Raw genomic sequence first — 18,089 nt, forward strand, 5'->3', positions numbered from 1 at the left:
AAGCCATCCATTAGAATAACCCCACATTCTTCTTGTTTAGTTAGTTCCATGATTCAGTTAGACCAACTTTCCATTCGTCGCGGTGGGCGTGTTTTATTTCAAAAAGCATCTATGCAATTGCATCCAGGCTGGAAAATCGGCTTAACCGGTGTAAATGGTGCGGGTAAATCCACTCTTTTTTCTGCGCTTTTAGGTGGAATGGAATCTGATGGTGGTTCATTAACTCGTCCTGCGGTATGGACCGTCGCGCATATGGCACAAGAAATCAAAGCACTGGATATGAAAGCGATTGATTTCGTTCTATCAGGCGATGAGGAATATTGGGATATACAACATAAACTTGAACATCCAGAACAATTAGACAATGAAGCGTTGGCACACTTATATGGCCGATTTGATGAAATCCATGGCTATACAGCTCCATCCAAAGCCTCACAACTGATGGCCGGCCTGGGTTTCTTTGAACATCAGTCCCAGCTCAATGTTTCAAGCTTTTCAGGTGGTTGGCGTATGCGTTTAAACCTTGCGCGTACCCTGATGAGCCGTTCCGACCTCTTATTACTCGATGAACCAACCAACCACTTAGACTTAGATGCGATTTTGTGGTTAGAAGATTGGTTAAAAGCTTACGAAGGCACACTGATCTTGATTTCACATGACCGTGATTTCTTAGATGCGGTGACTGATCATATTTTACACATCGAAAATCAAGAGCTGACGCTTTACACCGGTAACTATTCAACCTTTGAACGCACCCGTTCTGAGCGCTTGGCACAACAACAACAAGCCTATGAAAAACAACTTGAAACCCGTGCACATCTCCAAAAATTTATTGACCGTTTTAAAGCCAAAGCCACCAAAGCCAAACAGGCTCAAAGCCGTATTAAACAATTAGAACGCATGCAGGAACTTTCTGCCGCGCATGTCGATACACCATTTACCTTTAGTTTCCGTGAGCCAACCAAAATGAGCTCACCGCTGCTGCAAATGGAACATGTCGATATTGGCTATGGTGACAAACTGATTGCCACCAATGTGAATTTACAGATTACCCCAAACAGTCGCATTGGTTTACTGGGAATGAATGGTGCAGGTAAATCAACCTTAATTAAATCCTTGGTTGGAGACCTTCCCTTATTACAAGGGACGCGCAAAGCTTCTGAACTGTTGAATATTGGCTATTTTGCGCAGCATCAAATGGATGCTTTAGATGGCAATGCCAGCCCGATGTTGCAATTATCTCGAATCGCTGACAAAAAAATCAGTGAAGCTGCATTACGTTCATTTTTAGGCAGCTTTGGTTTTAGTGGCGAACGCATGGATACACCAAGTGAAGGCTTTTCAGGCGGTGAACGAGCACGATTAGCTTTGGCTTTGATTGTTTGGCAGCGCCCCAATGTTTTAATTCTAGATGAACCGACCAACCATTTAGACCTTGATATGCGTCATGCCCTAACTATGGCATTACAAGATTTTGAAGGCGCTGTGGTTTTGGTTTCGCATGAACGTCAATTGATTGCCAGCGTTTGTGACGAATTATTGTTGGTACATCATGGGAAATGTCGCGAATTTGATGGCGACCTCGTGGCTTATGCCGATTGGCTGCGTCAAGCACGGATTGACATGATGAAAAATAGCCAACAAGCCCCTACTCCCATCAAATCTCAAGTTGAAACTAAACCGACGATTTCCAAAGTCGATAAAGAAGCGCAGCGCAAAGAAGCTGCACGTCAGCGTGAATTGACCCGCCCGATTCGTAAAAACATTGAAAAAAATGAAGCGCAAATCAGCAAAATTCAGCCACGCTTAAACGAAATCGAGGAATTATTAGCAGACAGTGCTTTATATGAAGCCAGTCGAAAAGATGACTTACTCAAACTGATGAATGAGCAAACAGAATTAAAAGCCAAACTTGAATCTGTCGAAGAGCAAATGCTTGAATTAATGATGGAATTAGAAGAAATGGAAAGTAGTTTTGAGGCTTAATTTAAAAGTCAAAACCCTAGATTTGCATTATTAAGAAAACCTAACTTAAGCTCAAAAAATCAATCGCCGTGAAATTTAAATGTTCCACGGCGATTTTTTATTTATACTTCACAATAATAATCACGCTATAAATCTAAAAAATATTTAAAAAATCGAATGTTCATATCCAACTGGTTATTACATTGTTAAAGCATTTCTATTCGTAAAGAATCTAAAAATTCAGCGATCGCTTTTACCCTAATTTTGTAAATGAATTCAAAAAATATACTTCACATCAAACTCATTACCACAGTTATCCACAAAAGCCATTTTTAAATTCAAATCTTAGTTTTAAATTCATTTTTTATTTTTTAAATTCAAAATATCGAACCACCTTTTTTATGGATAAATATTTTTAAATGATGTTATCCACAATTATAAATGACTTTGATGTTGAACACTATTAAATGTGAAAATTCACAAAACTTATCCATATTTGCAAGATGGATGCATTTTATCTCCATTCACGACATCAATTTAAACTTTTTATTGTTTAAGATAAGGCAGAAGGATGGGCTTTTTTTGCCTTTAAAAAACGTAATTCTTGTATTTTCCAGGTCTGATCAAAATGCCAGATTTCCTGTATTTGCTGCTGTGTTTCAGCTAAACCAATTAAAATTTTGCACTCAGTTTGGTCACGATTAAACTCATAATCTTCAAATTCTACGTCTGGTTTTTGTGGTTTCCAAACCCCATTTTTCACTGCATGTGCAATACGTTCATAGCGGACATAATTACTTTCGACACGCCCGTCTTGCTCATAAACCACCTTAAAGTGCTCATCTTCGTATTCGGCTAAAACAGTATAATTTCCGGTAAAAAATGCATTTACCCAGATGTCACGAATGTGTTCAAGTTGATTGTCCATCATATATAGACCTCTTATTTTTAGCTGCTAAGTTCAAATAGATTTGAGCTTAGCATCAGAATAAGTCAATTTTATAAAACACAAATTGGCGATTTAATATTCAATTTTATTTAAGATAGCATAAAAAAAAGCACTCCCAAGAGTGCTTTTTTGAATGATTCTGTAATCAGAATTTAGGCATCAATATCCGCATTTAACGCATTTTCCTCGATGAAGGCACGACGTGGTTCCACATCATCACCCATCAAGCAAGAGAACATACGATCAGCTTCAATCGCATCCTGTACCGTTACTTGCAGCATGTTACGGTTCTCAGGATCCATTGTAGTTTCCCAAAGCTGTTCAGCATTCATCTCACCCAAACCTTTATAGCGCTGAATCATCATGCCACGGCGTGAGTCTTGTAGGATGTTTTGCCAAACCTGATGGAAGCTGCTCACTGGAATTTTGCGCTCGCCTTTTTGTAGGTAAGCACCTTCTTCCAATAAGGTGAACCAACTCTTCGAATTTTTGAGTAAACGCGCATATTCACCTGAACCTAATAGACCTGAATCTAACAAGTATTGGTGTGGTAAGTTATGAACATAGATGGTAATACGCGGGAAATAGGTCGCTGACTTATTGCCTTCGGTATCCTCATTCTCAAACGTTTCTAAACTTAATTCAGGACGTAAGCTAGGCTGAGTTTTCTCAATATTGGCACGTAGCTGCTCACCCCAAGTCTGTACATAGTCTTGGTTACTTGCTTGATCTAACTTAAAGCCGTCCACTGCCAATAAACCATCCAACACACTTGCAGGATAACGTACAGTCAGACGATGCAAGCTCTTTTGAGAGGTTTGATAATCCGCAATCACACCCGCTAAAGCCTCACCACGAATGGCTGGCGCTTCTGCACTGATGTGTAATTCAAGCTCATCAATTGCATTTGAAATCAGGTAAGTCTCAAGTGCATCATTATCTTTGATGTACTGTTCTTGCTTGCCTTTTTTCAGCTTATACAACGGTGGCTGTGCAATATAAATATATCCACGTTCCACAAGTTCTGGCATTTGACGGAAGAAGAAGGTCAATAGTAGCGTACGAATGTGCGAACCATCGACGTCGGCATCGGTCATGATGATGATTTTGTGATAACGCAGTTTATCTGGGTTGTATTCCTCACGGCCAATACCACAGCCTAAAGCAGTAATCAACGTTCCCACTTCTTGTGAAGAAATCATCTTGTCAAAACGTGCACGTTCCACGTTGAGGATTTTACCTTTCAGCGGCAAAATCGCTTGCATCTTACGGTTACGGCCCTGTTTTGCAGAACCGCCCGCAGAGTCACCTTCGACTAAGTAAAGTTCAGACAATGCAGGATCTTTTTCCTGACAATCGGCCAATTTACCTGGCAGGCCTGCAATATCAAGCGCACTCTTACGACGAGTCATTTCACGTGCTTTACGCGCTGCATCACGCGCACGTGCTGCATCAATAATTTTGCCTGCAATCGATTTAGCAGCTTGTGGATTCTCTAAAAGATATTCAGAGAACGATTTATTCATGGCTTGTTCAACCGCAGTTTTCACTTCGCTCGACACCAATTTTTCTTTGGTTTGCGAAGAGAATTTTGGATCAGGCACTTTCACCGAAACAATTGCAGTTAAGCCTTCACGCGCATCATCACCAGAAACCGCCACTTTCTCTTTTTTGAGTAAGTTTTCGCTTTCCATGTAGCTGTTTAAGCCACGGGTTAATGCAGCACGGAAACCCGCTAAATGCGTACCGCCATCTTTTTGTGGAATGTTATTGGTAAAGCAACGAACATTTTCCTGATAAGAATCGTTCCACTGCAATGCAACTTCTACACCAATGCCATTATCGGCTTGAGTAGTGAAGTGGAAGATATCATTCAGATGGGTTTTGCCTTGGTTAATATATTTTACAAACTCAGACAAACCACCTTCATAGTCATAAACGTGTTCTAAATTGATACGTTCGTCACGTAGTACAATTCGCACACCTGCATTCAGGAAAGATAATTCACGTAAACGACGCGCCAAAATATCGACATTAAAAATCGTTTGACTGAAGGTTTCAGAACTTGGCCAAAAACGGACTGTTGTACCTGAAGTTTCAGTCACACCAGTTTCACGTAATTTATAGACAGGATCGCCATGGCGATATTCCTGCTCATAGCTCTTACCCGCACGACGAATATTTAATAGGAGCTTTTCTGATAAAGCGTTTACAACTGAAACGCCAACACCGTGAAGACCACCTGAAACCTTATAACTGTTATCGTCAAATTTACCGCCCGCATGCAGAATCGTTAAAATCACTTCTGCTGCAGAAACACCTTCTTCTGGGTGAATGTCGGTAGGAATACCACGGCCGTTATCCGATACGCTTACAGATTCATCTTCATGGATGGTGACTTGAATTTCGTCACAATGACCTGCCAACGCTTCATCAATTGAGTTATCGACAACTTCAAACACCATATGGTGTAGGCCAGTACCATCGTCAGTATCACCAATATACATGCCCGGACGCTTACGTACAGCGTCTAGACCACGTAATACTTTGATGCTAGAGGAATCATAAGCTTTTTCTATGGTTTGTTCTGTTTGAGAAGCAGCTTGATCTTCTGAACTCATGGTTTCTCCCTAGTGAAAAATAGGTCTATCCAAAGGTGGTATTTCATTGCACAACAGCCTGCACCGTACCATTTTCAACTTTGAATAATTGATAAGAAATAGATAAATCATGTAAGTGTTTTTGCACTGAATCATGGTCTAAAGTGGTAATAAAAACTTGACTACCAAGATGGCTTAAACGCTCAATTAAACGCTGTTGTGCGGTTAAATCTAATTCTGCTGTCAGATCATCTAATAATACCACAGTTTCCTTATTACAAGCATGTAGCATTGCAATCTGTGACAGTTTTAACGCCATGATCAATAACTTTTTTTGCCCACGAGAGAGTACAACATCTGCATCCCCCATAGCGGTTTTTAACCTTAAATCTGCACGGTGCGGACCATACTCGGTATAGCCACGCTCGCAGTCTTTAAAATGCTGATTGGTCAGATCATTCAACAGCCCTGTTTCGGCATGAAAGCCTGCATTGTATTCCAGTGTCACTGTTAAATCAGGCAATAAGGCTTCTAGATCTTGTTGAAAATATCGAATCCACTGTTCCACCACATTACTGCGCAGACTATGCAAGATCTCACCATAGTCACTGAGCATTTTGTTCCACGGTTCTAAGTCAGACAAACTCAAATGACGTCGTGATTTCAGCAAACTATTCCGTTGTTTTAATGCCCGTGCATAATATTGCCATGTATGGTAAAACTCTGGTTCCACGTGGAACATCAACCAATCTAAAAGTTGACGTCGTGGCTTCGCACCATGATCAATAATATCCGTACTTTGTGGGTCGATGAGTTGTAGCGGTAAAATCTTAGCCAACTGCCCTTGTGTCCCCACTAGGTCGCCATTGACTTTAATCACATGCTCGCCCGACTGCATTTTTTGCATACCAATGCGGTCTGTTGCAGACTGCGCAAAGACAACAGCGTCAGGGCTATTATTTTGAATATAGTTTTTCGGAATATGGGTTCGAAAAGAACGTCCAGTTGCCAGCAAATGTACTGCTTCTAATACAGACGTTTTACCTGAACCATTTTGCCCATAAAAGACATTAAACGGCTGCAACCCTGAGAGTGCAACCGTCTTTAAATTTCGAACACGTTCTACATGTAAACGCGTGATATGCATAATAATTGAGACGTTAGTCCGAATTAAACACGCATTGGCATCACAACATAGGTTTGATCTTGTTGTTGTGGATCTTGTACCAATACCGACTGGTTCGCTTCTGTCATGGTCATTGCAACATCATCACCATCCAATACATTCAGAACTTCCAATAAGTACTGTGCATTAAACGACATTTCCATCGGTGCATCTGCATATTGAATCGCAAGATCTTCGATTGCTTCATCTTGCTCAGGGTTATTGGCACGAAGTTGTAAAGTGTCCGCATCAAAATTCAAGAATACGCCGCGCAATTTTTCATTACTTAAAATCGCTACACGTTGCAGTGATTGTTTAAATACATCATGTGCAATGCGCACGTTTTTATCGCCACCACGTGGAATCACACGGCGGTAGTCTGGGAATTTACCATCGATCAATTTTGTGGTGAAACGTACGGTAATATCACCCTGCTCTTTATCACGGCTGGCAATGGTAATTGTTACATTTAATAATTCACGACCAATTAACAACGATAATTGCTCGTCTTCAACACTCAATAGACGCTGCAATTCACCTACGGCTTTACGTGGAACAATCGCTTGCATTGCTTGTGTCGCATTCGAGCTTGCCGCTGTTTCACACATCGCCAAACGGTGACCATCGGTCGTTACTGCACGCAATTGATTTTCATCAATTTCAAGCAAAGTACCCGTCAAATAAAAACGCACATCTTGAACCGCCATGGCAAAAGATGTTTTCTCGAATAAACGCTTTAACTCACGTTGAGTCACACCAACTTGAGTGCCTTGAGTATTTTCAGTGGTTAATAATGGATAGTCTTCTGCAGGCAAAGTACCCAATACAAAACGACTGTTTCCAGATTTTAAAATACAACGTTGGTCTTCAGTAATTTGCAAATCAATCAATGCCGCTGACGGTAATGATTTACAGATATCCATCAGTTTACGCGCAGGAACTGTCGTCACCCCTGCTTGTAAACAAGCACCGTCTGCCAGCGGTGTACTCGCAACCAATTCTACTTCTAGGTCAGAACCTGTAATGATCAATGCTTGCTCAGTAACCTGTACTTTGACATTGGATAAGATATTTAAGGTATGGCGACGCTCAACCGCTCCTACGACATGTGACAGAACATTCAGTAAGCTTTCTTTCGCGATTTTTAAACGCACAATACATTCCTCTAAAAACTGAAGACAGACAAAATAAATTAATTTTTTAGCAGTGTACTATGCGGCAGAATATACCGCATTGCAAGAACAGAATTTGAACAAAAAGACTTAACTTTGCAGCAGACGTTGCAAGTTTTTATAGTCCTCATTGAAGATTGGATCTTCTTCACGCAGGCTTTGTACTTTTTCACAGGCATGCATCACAGTACTGTGGTCACGGTTACCAAAAGCCATACCAATTTCAGGGAAACTATCCCCTGTCAGCTCACGTGCTAGCCCCATAGCCAACTGACGTGGACGTGCATAAATACGTGTACGTTTTGGGCCAACCAATTCTTTGAGTGGAATACGGAAATATTCACTCACTACACGCTGAATATTTTCAGTACTGATGGTACGTGCACGAATCGCTAACACATCTTTTAATGATTCACGCACCACATCAAGGTCGATAGCGGTACCTTTAAAACGAGAAATGGCTACAACTTTATTCAGCGCACCTTCTAGTTCACGAACATTGGCAACCACTTGTTGAGCAATAAACAGCGCACAATTACGTGGAAGTTCCACGCCATTGCTTTCCGCTTTTTTCAGTAAAATTTCAATACGAGTTTCGATATCTGGTGGTTCAACACCCACCGATAAGCCCCACGAAAAACGTGAAACCAAACGTGGATCTAGCTCAGTCAGTTCTTTTGGATAACGATCTGAGGTTAAAATGATTTGCTTAGATTCATCTAATAACGCGTTGAAGGTATAGAAAAACTCAACCAAGCTGGCCTCTTTACCCGCCAACAAATGAATATCATCCACCAATAACAAATCTAACGAACGACAGTTTTTCTTAAATTCTTCGACCTTACCTTGCTGTAACGAGCTCACAAAGTCTTGTACAAAACTTTCAGCCGTCATGTACATCACACGTGCATTCGGCTTCGCTTGCAATAATGCATTACCCACTGCTTGCATTAAGTGGGTTTTACCTAAACCTGTCGGCCCATACAAAAATAAGGGATTATGTTGTGAAGCACCGGGTTGTGTAAGTACTTTACGACAGGTTTCTGCCGCCATCTGATTGGAACGGCCTTCAACAAACAAGGAAAAGGTAAATAATGGGTTAAGCTGACGCTTACGGTTATTTTTTGAAGACGTCTCTTCTTTTTCTTTTTTAGGACGATTCGGTGCAGACACTTGCGGCGTTGACTCTAATGCTGCGGTGGTTGTTGCAGGTTGTTCAGCTGCAGATAAAATTGCACCAGGCCGTGAATCAACCAAAATCTCGACTTTACGTACCCGACCTTCAGACAACTGTTCCGCTAAAATAGAGATCAGTTCTAAATGGTGCTCTTGAATATAGCGTGTCCAATACGGATTCGGTGCATAGAGTTTTAGACTATCACCTGCATCTTCTGCCACTAGTGGGCGTATCCACATTGTATAGACATTTCCTGAAAGCTCTTGTCGCAAGCGAGTTAAGCAGTCTGTCCAAAGCATGTGAAACCCCTATTTCAGTCCATTGTACGAAAAAAATAATTCAACCCCGCCTAAGCGGGCAGCCATTCTAACCATCTTATCCACATCTGTCATGAACAAATCAGTCGAAATCGATCAAAAAAACGCAAATTGAGTTTAAATTTAAATTTAAATCGCGTGTGGATAAGTTTATCCGCAAGCTGTGGATAAATTATAGCACAAAGTTATCCACAAACTATCAAAATTATAAAAACATCATTATCCACAATATAATTATTTGTTTTTTAAATCTAAAAATGCTTTTTCCACAGAAAACATCAACACTAATAATAATAAATTTAAATTTTAAAATTTGAATTTATTTATAAGATCGACCCATTCTGGGGATAACTTGATGGTTGGTTTAAATTCAAATTTAAATTCATAAAACCAATTCACAAATTTGAGATTGTGGATAAATCTGTGAGTAAACTTGAAGATAACTTAAATAATTAATATATACAATAATTTAGCCTGTGAGTATCTTAATTTAAAACTTTCTGACTGATTTCTAATCCTTATATTATCTTGATATATCACAGCCTAGATTTTGAAAGAAAGCGTGTTTTTCATTGACAGCTCAAGCAATGAGCACTAAAATCGCGAACCTTTACTGAAAGATCATTTTTGGAGTTTCGATATGAAACGTACTTTCCAACCTTCTGAGTTGAAACGTAAACGCGTTCATGGTTTCCGTGCTCGCATGGCTACTAAAGCTGGCCGTCAAGTATTAGCGCGTCGTCGTGCAAAAGGTCGTCACAGCTTAACTGTTTAATTTCAGTTAAGACTGTCAAGACTTGGGTGTTATGACAACACTTTACGGCTTTAGCACAGATGTGCGAATACACTGTGCTGCCGATTATAAAAGTGTGTTCGATGGTGCGCTTTTTAAAGTGCATCAACCCCATTTCTTATTTCTAGCAAAAATCTCCGAACAGCCGAATAGCCGTTTGGGTATTGTTGTTGCTAAGAAAAAAGTGCGCCGCGCACATGAAAGAAATCGAGTAAAACGACTTGCACGCGAAAGTTTTCGCCTGCATCAACAGCAGTCTAATGTATTAGATATTGTCGTTATGCCAAAAATGGGCATAGAGGCGGTACCGAATGCAGAGTTGCATCAGCAATTACAATTTGCTTGGCAAAAATTGCAGCGCCTTGCAAATAAGCATAAAAAAATAGCTACCTCCTCACAAGCGTAGAGATGACCAATGGTTCGTTTACTGCATTGGCTCATTCGTTTCTATCAGATTGCGATTAGTCCTTTATTGGGACCACGCTGTCGTTATATTCCAACATGTTCTCAATATTCTTTGGAAGCAGTCCATCAACATGGTGCTGTACGGGGAGTGTGTCTAGCTGTTCAGCGTATTTGCCGTTGTCATCCTTGGGGCGGTTCAGGCTATGATCCTGTTCCATCAAAAGCAATTCGTTTTATTTCATTTCAGCAAATAGATTCTCAAACGCGTCACGTTGCTGTACCCTTTCGTGAACGTTTATTGAACCAAAATCACTCTAACCACTTGGGGTAATACCTATGCAACAATGGGCCAGGATTGCAATTCTAGGGGCCATGTTTGTTGTCGCATATTTGCTCATTTTGGCTTGGCAGAAAGATTATGGACATGCGGAACAAAAACCTCAGCAAAATGCTGCGGTGGTAACGCATGAAGTATCTGCCGATTTGCCAAATGGCCAGACAGCTACGGCTGCTACTGATGTGCCGCAAGCAAATAATGCTGCTACACAACAAACAACAGATGCCACTGCACCTGTTAGTCAACAGTTAATTTCAGTACAAACTGACCTTTACCATCTTTGGATTAATCCAAAGGGTGGCGATATTGTTCGTATTGAATTACTCAATCATGACAAAAATAAAGACAGCGACGAACCGTTTGTAATGCTTGAAAGCGATGCAAAACGTACTTATGTTGCTCAGTCTGGCTTAATTGGTCTTAATGGCCCTGACAGCAATCCGAAAGGACGTCCAACCTATGAGATTGAAAAATCTTCATATACGTTAAATGACGCAAAAGCTGTGAAGGGTAAAGATGGCCAAACAGCAAAAGTTTTGTCAGTACCAATGGTTTATAAAACAGCAGATGGTGTAGAGGTTATTAAAACCTTTAACTTTACTGAAGGTGAATACCCTGTTGTCGTGAATCATAAAATCGTGAACCGCAGTGCTCAGAACTGGCAAGGTCAAATGTTTGGTCAGCTTAAACGCGACAACTCTGAAGATCCGGGTAAATCTGATCAAGGTATTTTCACTTTAGGTACATTCCTTGGTGGTGCATGGGGTTCGCCTGAAGAACATTACAACAAGCTTAAATTTGCTAACTTCAATGAAGAAAAATTGAATGTTGAAGCAACTGGCGGTTGGGTTGCAATGGTTCAGCATTACTTCGTGAGCGCGTGGATTCCTGGACAGATCAAATTAACGCAAGCCAATGGTCAACCGTATGCTGCGAAACTTGAGTCACGTAAATCTACTGATGATATGAACATCATTCAGTTCACATCACCTGCAATTAATGTTCCTGCAGGAACAGTGGCAGAAGTAGATGCAACGTTCTATTCAGGTCCAAAAATCCAATCTGAATTAAAAGAATTGGCAGTTGGTTTAAACCAAACTGTAGACTACGGTTGGTTATGGCCTATTGCGAAATTATTGTTTGTCGGTCTTGAGTTTTTCCACGGTTTAGTGGGTAACTGGGGTTGGTCAATTATTCTATTGACCATTCTGGTGAAACTGATCTTATGGCCATTGTCGTCGAAGAGCTACCGCTCTATGGCGAAAATGCGTGTGATTGCACCTGAAATGCAACGCATGAAAGAAGAGTTCGGTGAAGACCGTATGCGCTTCTCGCAAGAAATGATGGCATTGTATAAACGTGAGCAAGTGAACCCACTATCAGGTTGCTTGCCGTTATTGCTCCAAATGCCGATCTTCCTTGCTTTGTACTGGGTGTTGATGGAGTCCGTTGAACTACGTCATGCGCCATGGTTAGGTTGGATTCAAGATTTATCTGCGATGGATCCATGGTTTATTTTGCCGCTATTAATGGGCTTGACCATGTTCATTCAGCAAAGTTTGAACCCACAACCGGCTGATCCAATGCAGGCGAAAGTCTTCAAAATCATGCCAGTGATCTTTACGGTATTTATGCTGTTCTTCCCTGCGGGCCTTGTGCTTTACTGGATCTGTAACAACAGTATTACTATTCTTCAACAAGGTTTGATTAACAAATCTGTTGAAAAAGAACGTTTAAAACGTGAAGCAGCTGACTCAGCAAACTAAGCATTGCTGATGGGCTGAATAAATCCGCTTAAGATGGTAATCTTAGGCGGATTTTTCTTTATCTGTCGTTTGAAAATTTTTAGGTAAATTTTATGTTAAACCGAACCACCATCGCAGCAATTGCCACACCGCCGGGTCGTGGTGGTGTCGGCGTGATTCGCCTGTCTGGTCCCCAATCTTATGCCATTGCAGAAGCATTAACGCAGCAATCCCTGCCTGAAGCACGTTTTGCTGGTTTCCGTAAGTTTTATGACGCATCAAATGAAATTATGGATGAAGGTTTGGTAATTTGCTTTCCAAATCCGCACTCGTTTACGGGTGAGGATGTGGTGGAGCTTCAAGGTCATGGCGGCCCCGTTATTCAAAATGCATTATTGGCACGCTTACTTGAATTGGGTGCTATTGCTGCGAAAGCGGGCGAATTTTCGATGCGCGCCTTTGAAAATGGTAAAATGGACTTGGTACAAGCCGAGGCGATTGCCGACTTGATTGATGCTACCTCACAAGCGGCGGCACGTTCTGCGGTACGTTCATTACAAGGTACCTTTTCGAGCAAGGTCAATACGGTGCTAGAAAAACTTATCCATTTGCGTTTGCATGTGGAAGCAGCGATTGATTTTCCTGAAGAAGAAATCGACTTTTTGGCGGATGGTAAGATTTTGGGCTTATTGGATGAAGTGGCAAGCTCGGTCCATGCTGTGCAGCAATCTGCCCGTCAAGGTCAGCTACTACGTGAAGGTCTACAAGTGGTGATTGCCGGTAAACCCAATGCAGGTAAGTCTTCTCTACTCAATGCTTTGGCGGGTGTTGAACGTGCGATTGTGACGGATATTGCCGGTACGACACGAGATGTTTTACATGAAAAAATCAGCCTCAATGGTTTGCCGATTACCTTGACCGATACCGCAGGTTTACGTGAAACCGGTGATATCGTCGAAAAAGAAGGGATTCGCCGCGCAATTAAAGAAATTGAGCAAGCTGACTTGTTACTTTTGGTCTATGACTTGAGTCAGGGCGAAGATCCACTACAATTGGCTCAAGCGTACTTTGCCGATCATATCGAACCGAAGCGGTTGATGTTGATTGGTAATAAATGCGATTTGACGGGATCTACCGCGGAAATGACCGATTTAAACGGTTTTCGACATATTCGGGTTTCGGCTAAACAAGAAACTGGCGTTCAAGCGCTTATTGATGCGATTACAGCGCATGCAGGCTTTCAGCCAGAGGAAGATACCTTTATTGCTCGAACACGCCATTTAGACGCAATGAAGCGCACTCAGCGCTATCTTGCAGAAGCACGTGAGCAGTTGGTTGTTTATCATGCGGGTGAGTTGGTAGCTGAGTCTCTACGGTTGGCGCAAAATGCTTTAGGTGAAATTACCGGCGATTTCAGTGCAGATGATCTACTTGGGAAGATTTTTGGATCATTCTGTATCGGCAAGTAATAAAACGATTGAGCACCTCGTTTCATCCATTGAAATATCCACCCAAAGCACGATGTTGGAAATCATCGTGCTTTTTTTACATCGTTTAGCGTGGGTTTGAGCCAAAAATGATTTTAAAGATCGTTCTCAGCACATCTTTCGTTTTCATCCCATAAAAAGGATTGTTTGCTGCTCTTTTCGATGCGGCTTCAACTTTGACTTTGAGTGTTGCATAGTCTGGAAATTGTTGCTGTTGCGAAGATTTTTTGACCGCTGACAAAATATCAATTAAAAAAGCACGATTGATTTTTGAACTTAATGGAATGGATTGATACCACTGTTTTTCAAAGCGACGATCTAAAAAGATATCGGGAATTTCGGGGCTAGTGGCATAAAACATGGCTTTGGTGCGCATACATTTACTGCATTGACCACAATTTTTTGGTCGAGCCCTATAGTCCACACAAATCGACAGGGTTTGTAAATCTAAGTCAGATTGGCTTAAAAATGCGGTTTTTTGTGATCGCGTGACATCATCGTCGAGGGTGATTAAGACCCCAGATCGGTTCTTCATCAATCGGTTGGATGCCGTATTTGAGCCATAGGGATGAACGAATAATTGTTGATCTAAACGGTAATCGGCTGAAATTCGATATTGCTGGTAATATTCAAAAATCGAAGCGCAGGAAAACAGCGAAAAGATATGTGTGACATGCGAACCTTTAGGGTTACAGCCATATTTACTGTATAGCGCGTAAGCATCGGTTTTTACCACGCGACTTTGCTTAAAAACTTGGCTTCTAAAGTCATGGGTCTGATCCATTAAGGCCTGAAATTTTTCATGGTCATCAAATTTATAATCCATTCCATGCACAGTGAGACAATCAGAATCTTGCCCATTTTCAAGAAAAGCTTTGTATGTACTATAAGTGGAGTCAATCCCACCGCTAAAAAAGCTTAAATTTTGAGTGGTTTGGTTTGCCGGTGGTGTTTGGATAATCGATGCAGCACTGAGCATGACTGGTTGATATAAATCAGGTAACCAAGCGGCCCAGACCGTTGAAACCTCCCGTGCGGAGTGGAGGGTTTGTATTGAAATAGGTCCTTCTACATGCAGCGGGATGCCAAGGCGCATGGCAATGGGTAAAAAGCCCCAAACAATAAAATCATAGGTTTCTAATTGCGGTAAGGATTCAAACGGTAAAATATAGTGAATATTACCGTATTCGCTGCTAGCAATGATTTGATTTTCTACAGTGTTAATTTGACATTGAATTTTTAGCATTTTTTAAATTTTTGAATCACATCAGACAAGATCTTAATTTAATTTGATTGATTTTTATAGGGTTTCTTAATTGTTTTTGGGTTTAAGAAGCACCCAATACAAGATGCTTCTTGAATAAGTTTAGTGGTTAATTGGTGTTCAGACTACGGTGCCAAAGCAATAAGCCGATACACAATAAACCTACACCCATACAAAAACCTAAAACACCGACGATCAAGCCGAAATGATCAGATAAATAGCCGGCTGCAATAATTGGAATAATGGTTCCTAAATATCCGATAAACAAATAGGTCGAGATCACCGCAGCACGGTTTTGATTGTTGGTCATTTGATGAACTAAGCCAAATGCGCCTAAAAGCCCTAGACCATGCCCTACACCGACTAAAATATCACTAATAAAAAACAATGCACTCCAGTGTTGGGTCATACATAGCGCAAGGAGCGCATAGCTCAGTATTAACACTATTAAGCCGGCATTGACACATTTTGCAGAAGGAATCGATTTCGCCATAAATTGCACGACAGCGGAAACCAGCAAGATACTTGCAATGGCACTACCACTGACCAAAGGGCCATGCCATGGGATCGCATCTTTGACGAAAGAGGGTGCGAGTGATGCAAATAAGCTAAAAGAACCAAAGGCACAAAAGGCAGTCAGTCCAGCGATATAAAATCGTGAATGATTACGCTTTTCAGGCAATTCCAAATGTGGTGCCACTGAAAAAGGCTGTGGCTCAAAATTCGGTGTGCGAATAAAAAATAACCCTATTAAACACGCCAACCCCCCAAAGATCACAGGGATATAAGGGGTGACTAAAGGCTGTTCCGAAAATTGGGCAATCACTCCACCAATAAATGGGCCAAGACCAAAACCAATCACGGTAATGATTGAACTCAACTGTGGAGCATTATTTTTATGCGGTTCAGGAATGGTATAGACCAAACCAAGCATGGCTGAGGTGCTGATTAAACCCGAGGCAATCCCGATAATAAAGCGCCCGATAGATAACCACAGCGCATTACTGGCAAACACCGACAAGCTTAAACCTAAGATGATGCACGCCATACCGATTTGCAGGGTTCTTAAAAAACCAAAACTATTACTGGTACGACCTAAAAACAGCAAGGTCGCTAGGCAACCAAACATGTAGCCAACAAAGATATAGGTGATATGACTCGGCAGCAGTCCCCAAAGTTGTTGATAAATGGGATACAGAGGACTAGCTAGCGCTGTACCAATAGTGCCCATACAGAGTGCAAGGCTCACCATGATAAACGGTCGCCAAGAGGGAGATGTGGTCATTTTAAAGTCGCAGAGGTACAGTCAATAGGGTCAATATTGTGCTGTATGAGAAAGACGGAAATATGGGCTCAGTTTAATGCCGATTTTTTCCCATGGTCAAATCACATTTGTAACTTTATCCATAGCGTTTAAGCAGTTTTACAAATTCTTCCAGTTCTGCTTCATTGATTTCAGCATCTTGAGGTAATACATGATGGCGTAAATGTGCTTCGATTAATTCATTCATTAATCCATTTACAGCACCTTTGATGGCCGCAACCTGTTGTAAAACCTCGATACACCCTGCTTCGGGTTGCTGTAAAGCCAGTTCAACCGCATTGACCTGACCTTGTAGGCGTTTAACCCGATTTAAAATCTTTTTGTCCTGATGTAAATGACTCAACACTTTCTCCCGAAAATAAATATACTATGGGGGAGTATATTTAAGCATAGAACCTAATGAAAACTTCCCCATCCATCCGAATTCATCATCATCAATTTGATGAAGGTAATCCACTCGCACAAAAACGGATCTTAATTGCCACTATTTTAACGGCAGTCATGATGTTGTTAGAAGTCATTGGCGGATGGATTTTTAATTCGATGGCATTATTGGCTGATGGTTGGCATATGAGTTCACATATGTTGGCATTAGGCTTGGCCTATTTTGCCTATCGTGCGGCACGCCACTATGCCCAAGATGCTCGTTTTAGTTTTGGGACTTGGAAAATTGAAATTTTAGCGGGCTATAGCAGCGCGATATTATTGATGGTCGTTGCTGCATTTATGGCCTTTCATTCGGTGGAACGCTTATTCAACCCGGTTCAAATTCATTATAACGAAGCAATCCCTATTGCGATTTTAGGTCTGGTGGTGAACTTGATTTGTGCTTGGTTATTGCATGATGACCATCACCATCACCATCACCATCATCACCATCATGAGCATAGCCATGAGGAGCAGCATGATCATCATCATGATCTCAATCAGAAAGCAGCCTTCATGCATGTAGTTGCTGATGCGGTGACTTCAGTGTTGGCCATTGTGGCTTTATTTGCTGGAAAATGGATGGGCTGGGGATTTTTAGATGCGCTATTGGGGATTGTTGGTGCGGTACTTGTTGGTAAGTGGGCCATTGGGCTGATGAAAGAAACTGGACAAACATTACTGGATGCGGAAATGGATCACCCTGTCGTTGATGAGATTCGAGAGATTTTAATGCAATTACCTGTCGACGTCGATGTAACTGATTTACATGTATGGAAAGTGGGTAAAGGTCAGTTTTCATGTATTGTGGCTTTAGAAACAAGTCAGGCATTGAGTGCAGATGAAGTGCGTCAAGCGCTGTCGATTCATGAAGAAATTGTGCATGTGTCTGTTGAAATTAATTCACCTGATGCAGCGTAATATGTTCCACGTGAAACGGCATGTAGCTATTGCGTAATGAAC

At 41.3% G+C, this 18,089-nt stretch carries 15 protein-coding genes; 7 read left to right on the forward strand and 8 right to left on the reverse strand.

Annotated elements, in window-relative coordinates:
- Positions 1 to 48: 48 nt before the first annotated feature.
- Positions 49 to 1,986 carry an ATP-binding cassette domain-containing protein gene (locus tag FTT99_RS15180; RefSeq protein ID WP_180056038.1) on the forward strand — a complete coding sequence of 646 codons (1,938 nt, stop codon included), beginning with the start codon at positions 49 to 51 and terminating at the stop codon, positions 1,984 to 1,986.
- A gap of 532 nt (positions 1,987 to 2,518) precedes the next feature.
- On the opposite strand, the gene FTT99_RS15185 is transcribed toward FTT99_RS15180, so the two are convergent.
- The 5 genes from FTT99_RS15185 to dnaA all read right to left on the reverse strand — a co-directional run bounded on the left by FTT99_RS15185 (position 2,519) and on the right by dnaA (position 9,327).
- On the reverse strand, positions 2,519 to 2,896 hold the full coding sequence (locus tag FTT99_RS15185) for a hypothetical protein (protein ID WP_078194445.1): 378 nt from the start codon (positions 2,894 to 2,896) through the stop codon (positions 2,519 to 2,521).
- A 170-nt stretch (positions 2,897 to 3,066) separates the two neighbouring features.
- On the reverse strand, positions 3,067 to 5,535 hold the full coding sequence (gyrB, locus tag FTT99_RS15190) for a DNA topoisomerase (ATP-hydrolyzing) subunit B (protein WP_180110247.1): 2,469 nt from the start codon (positions 5,533 to 5,535) through the stop codon (positions 3,067 to 3,069).
- A 43-nt stretch (positions 5,536 to 5,578) separates the two neighbouring features.
- Positions 5,579 to 6,661, reverse strand: a complete 1,083-nt coding sequence (gene recF, locus FTT99_RS15195; protein WP_180131263.1) for a DNA replication/repair protein RecF — start codon at positions 6,659 to 6,661, stop codon at positions 5,579 to 5,581.
- Between the two features lie 23 nt (positions 6,662 to 6,684).
- Positions 6,685 to 7,833 (reverse strand): DNA polymerase III subunit beta, encoded by a 1,149-nt coding sequence (gene dnaN, locus FTT99_RS15200; RefSeq protein ID WP_180131266.1) that lies wholly within the window; start codon positions 7,831 to 7,833, stop codon positions 6,685 to 6,687.
- 108 nt (positions 7,834 to 7,941) lie between these two features.
- Positions 7,942 to 9,327 (reverse strand): chromosomal replication initiator protein DnaA, encoded by a 1,386-nt coding sequence (dnaA, locus tag FTT99_RS15205; RefSeq protein WP_180131269.1) that lies wholly within the window; start codon positions 9,325 to 9,327, stop codon positions 7,942 to 7,944.
- Positions 9,328 to 9,985: 658 nt separating this feature from the next.
- Between dnaA and rpmH the strand changes: the two genes are divergently transcribed.
- The 5 genes from rpmH to mnmE all read left to right on the forward strand — a co-directional run bounded on the left by rpmH (position 9,986) and on the right by mnmE (position 14,094).
- On the forward strand, positions 9,986 to 10,120 hold the full coding sequence (gene rpmH / locus FTT99_RS15210; protein ID WP_000831329.1) for a 50S ribosomal protein L34: 135 nt from the start codon (positions 9,986 to 9,988) through the stop codon (positions 10,118 to 10,120).
- A gap of 31 nt (positions 10,121 to 10,151) precedes the next feature.
- Complete coding sequence (rnpA, locus tag FTT99_RS15215) at positions 10,152 to 10,544, forward strand: ribonuclease P protein component (RefSeq protein ID WP_078194450.1); 393 nt, start codon at positions 10,152 to 10,154, stop codon at positions 10,542 to 10,544.
- 9 nt (positions 10,545 to 10,553) lie between these two features.
- Positions 10,554 to 10,874 carry a membrane protein insertion efficiency factor YidD gene (gene yidD, locus FTT99_RS15220; RefSeq protein WP_111885710.1) on the forward strand — a complete coding sequence of 107 codons (321 nt, stop codon included), beginning with the start codon at positions 10,554 to 10,556 and terminating at the stop codon, positions 10,872 to 10,874.
- 5 nt (positions 10,875 to 10,879) lie between these two features.
- Positions 10,880 to 12,646: a membrane protein insertase YidC gene (gene yidC / locus FTT99_RS15225; RefSeq protein WP_078194451.1), complete on the forward strand. Its 1,767-nt coding sequence runs from the start codon at positions 10,880 to 10,882 to the stop codon at positions 12,644 to 12,646.
- Between the two features lie 92 nt (positions 12,647 to 12,738).
- Entirely contained in the window at positions 12,739 to 14,094 is a 1,356-nt protein-coding gene (gene mnmE / locus FTT99_RS15230; RefSeq protein ID WP_180161641.1) for a tRNA uridine-5-carboxymethylaminomethyl(34) synthesis GTPase MnmE, read from the forward strand.
- An 85-nt stretch (positions 14,095 to 14,179) separates the two neighbouring features.
- On the opposite strand, the gene FTT99_RS15235 is transcribed toward mnmE, so the two are convergent.
- The 3 genes from FTT99_RS15235 to FTT99_RS15245 all read right to left on the reverse strand — a co-directional run bounded on the left by FTT99_RS15235 (position 14,180) and on the right by FTT99_RS15245 (position 17,043).
- On the reverse strand, positions 14,180 to 15,358 hold the full coding sequence (locus tag FTT99_RS15235; RefSeq protein WP_180161643.1) for a hypothetical protein: 1,179 nt from the start codon (positions 15,356 to 15,358) through the stop codon (positions 14,180 to 14,182).
- Positions 15,359 to 15,485: 127 nt separating this feature from the next.
- The gene (locus FTT99_RS15240; RefSeq protein ID WP_257229289.1) at positions 15,486 to 16,661 is read right to left on the reverse strand and encodes an MFS transporter; all 1,176 of its coding nucleotides are present in this window, start codon (positions 16,659 to 16,661) and stop codon (positions 15,486 to 15,488) included.
- A gap of 115 nt (positions 16,662 to 16,776) precedes the next feature.
- The gene (locus FTT99_RS15245; RefSeq protein WP_078194474.1) at positions 16,777 to 17,043 is read right to left on the reverse strand and encodes a metal/formaldehyde-sensitive transcriptional repressor; all 267 of its coding nucleotides are present in this window, start codon (positions 17,041 to 17,043) and stop codon (positions 16,777 to 16,779) included.
- Positions 17,044 to 17,099: 56 nt separating this feature from the next.
- Here FTT99_RS15245 and dmeF point away from each other — a divergent pair, with 56 nt between their 5' ends.
- Positions 17,100 to 18,047 (forward strand): CDF family Co(II)/Ni(II) efflux transporter DmeF, encoded by a 948-nt coding sequence (gene dmeF / locus FTT99_RS15250; RefSeq protein WP_180161647.1) that lies wholly within the window; start codon positions 17,100 to 17,102, stop codon positions 18,045 to 18,047.
- The last annotated feature ends 42 nt before the right edge of the window (positions 18,048 to 18,089 follow it).

Origin of the sequence: Acinetobacter sp. YH12040, assembly GCF_013420005.1 — a bacterium.
GTDB lineage: Bacteria > Pseudomonadota > Gammaproteobacteria > Pseudomonadales > Moraxellaceae > Acinetobacter > Acinetobacter amyesii.

Coding starts and splice junctions, on each gene's coding strand:
- FTT99_RS15180 (WP_180056038.1), top strand. CDS start 49: ATGATTCAGTTAGACCAACTTTCCATTCGTCGCGGTGGGCGTGTTTTA.
- FTT99_RS15185 (WP_078194445.1), bottom strand. CDS start 2,896: ATGATGGACAATCAACTTGAACACATTCGTGACATCTGGGTAAATGCA.
- gyrB (WP_180110247.1), bottom strand. CDS start 5,535: ATGAGTTCAGAAGATCAAGCTGCTTCTCAAACAGAACAAACCATAGAA.
- recF (WP_180131263.1), bottom strand. CDS start 6,661: ATGCATATCACGCGTTTACATGTAGAACGTGTTCGAAATTTAAAGACG.
- dnaA (WP_180131269.1), bottom strand. CDS start 9,327: ATGCTTTGGACAGACTGCTTAACTCGCTTGCGACAAGAGCTTTCAGGA.
- rpmH (WP_000831329.1), top strand. CDS start 9,986: ATGAAACGTACTTTCCAACCTTCTGAGTTGAAACGTAAACGCGTTCAT.
- rnpA (WP_078194450.1), top strand. CDS start 10,152: ATGACAACACTTTACGGCTTTAGCACAGATGTGCGAATACACTGTGCT.
- yidD (WP_111885710.1), top strand. CDS start 10,554: ATGGTTCGTTTACTGCATTGGCTCATTCGTTTCTATCAGATTGCGATT.
- yidC (WP_078194451.1), top strand. CDS start 10,880: ATGCAACAATGGGCCAGGATTGCAATTCTAGGGGCCATGTTTGTTGTC.
- mnmE (WP_180161641.1), top strand. CDS start 12,739: ATGTTAAACCGAACCACCATCGCAGCAATTGCCACACCGCCGGGTCGT.
- FTT99_RS15235 (WP_180161643.1), bottom strand. CDS start 15,358: ATGCTAAAAATTCAATGTCAAATTAACACTGTAGAAAATCAAATCATT.
- FTT99_RS15240 (WP_257229289.1), bottom strand. CDS start 16,661: ATGACCACATCTCCCTCTTGGCGACCGTTTATCATGGTGAGCCTTGCA.
- dmeF (WP_180161647.1), top strand. CDS start 17,100: ATGAAAACTTCCCCATCCATCCGAATTCATCATCATCAATTTGATGAA.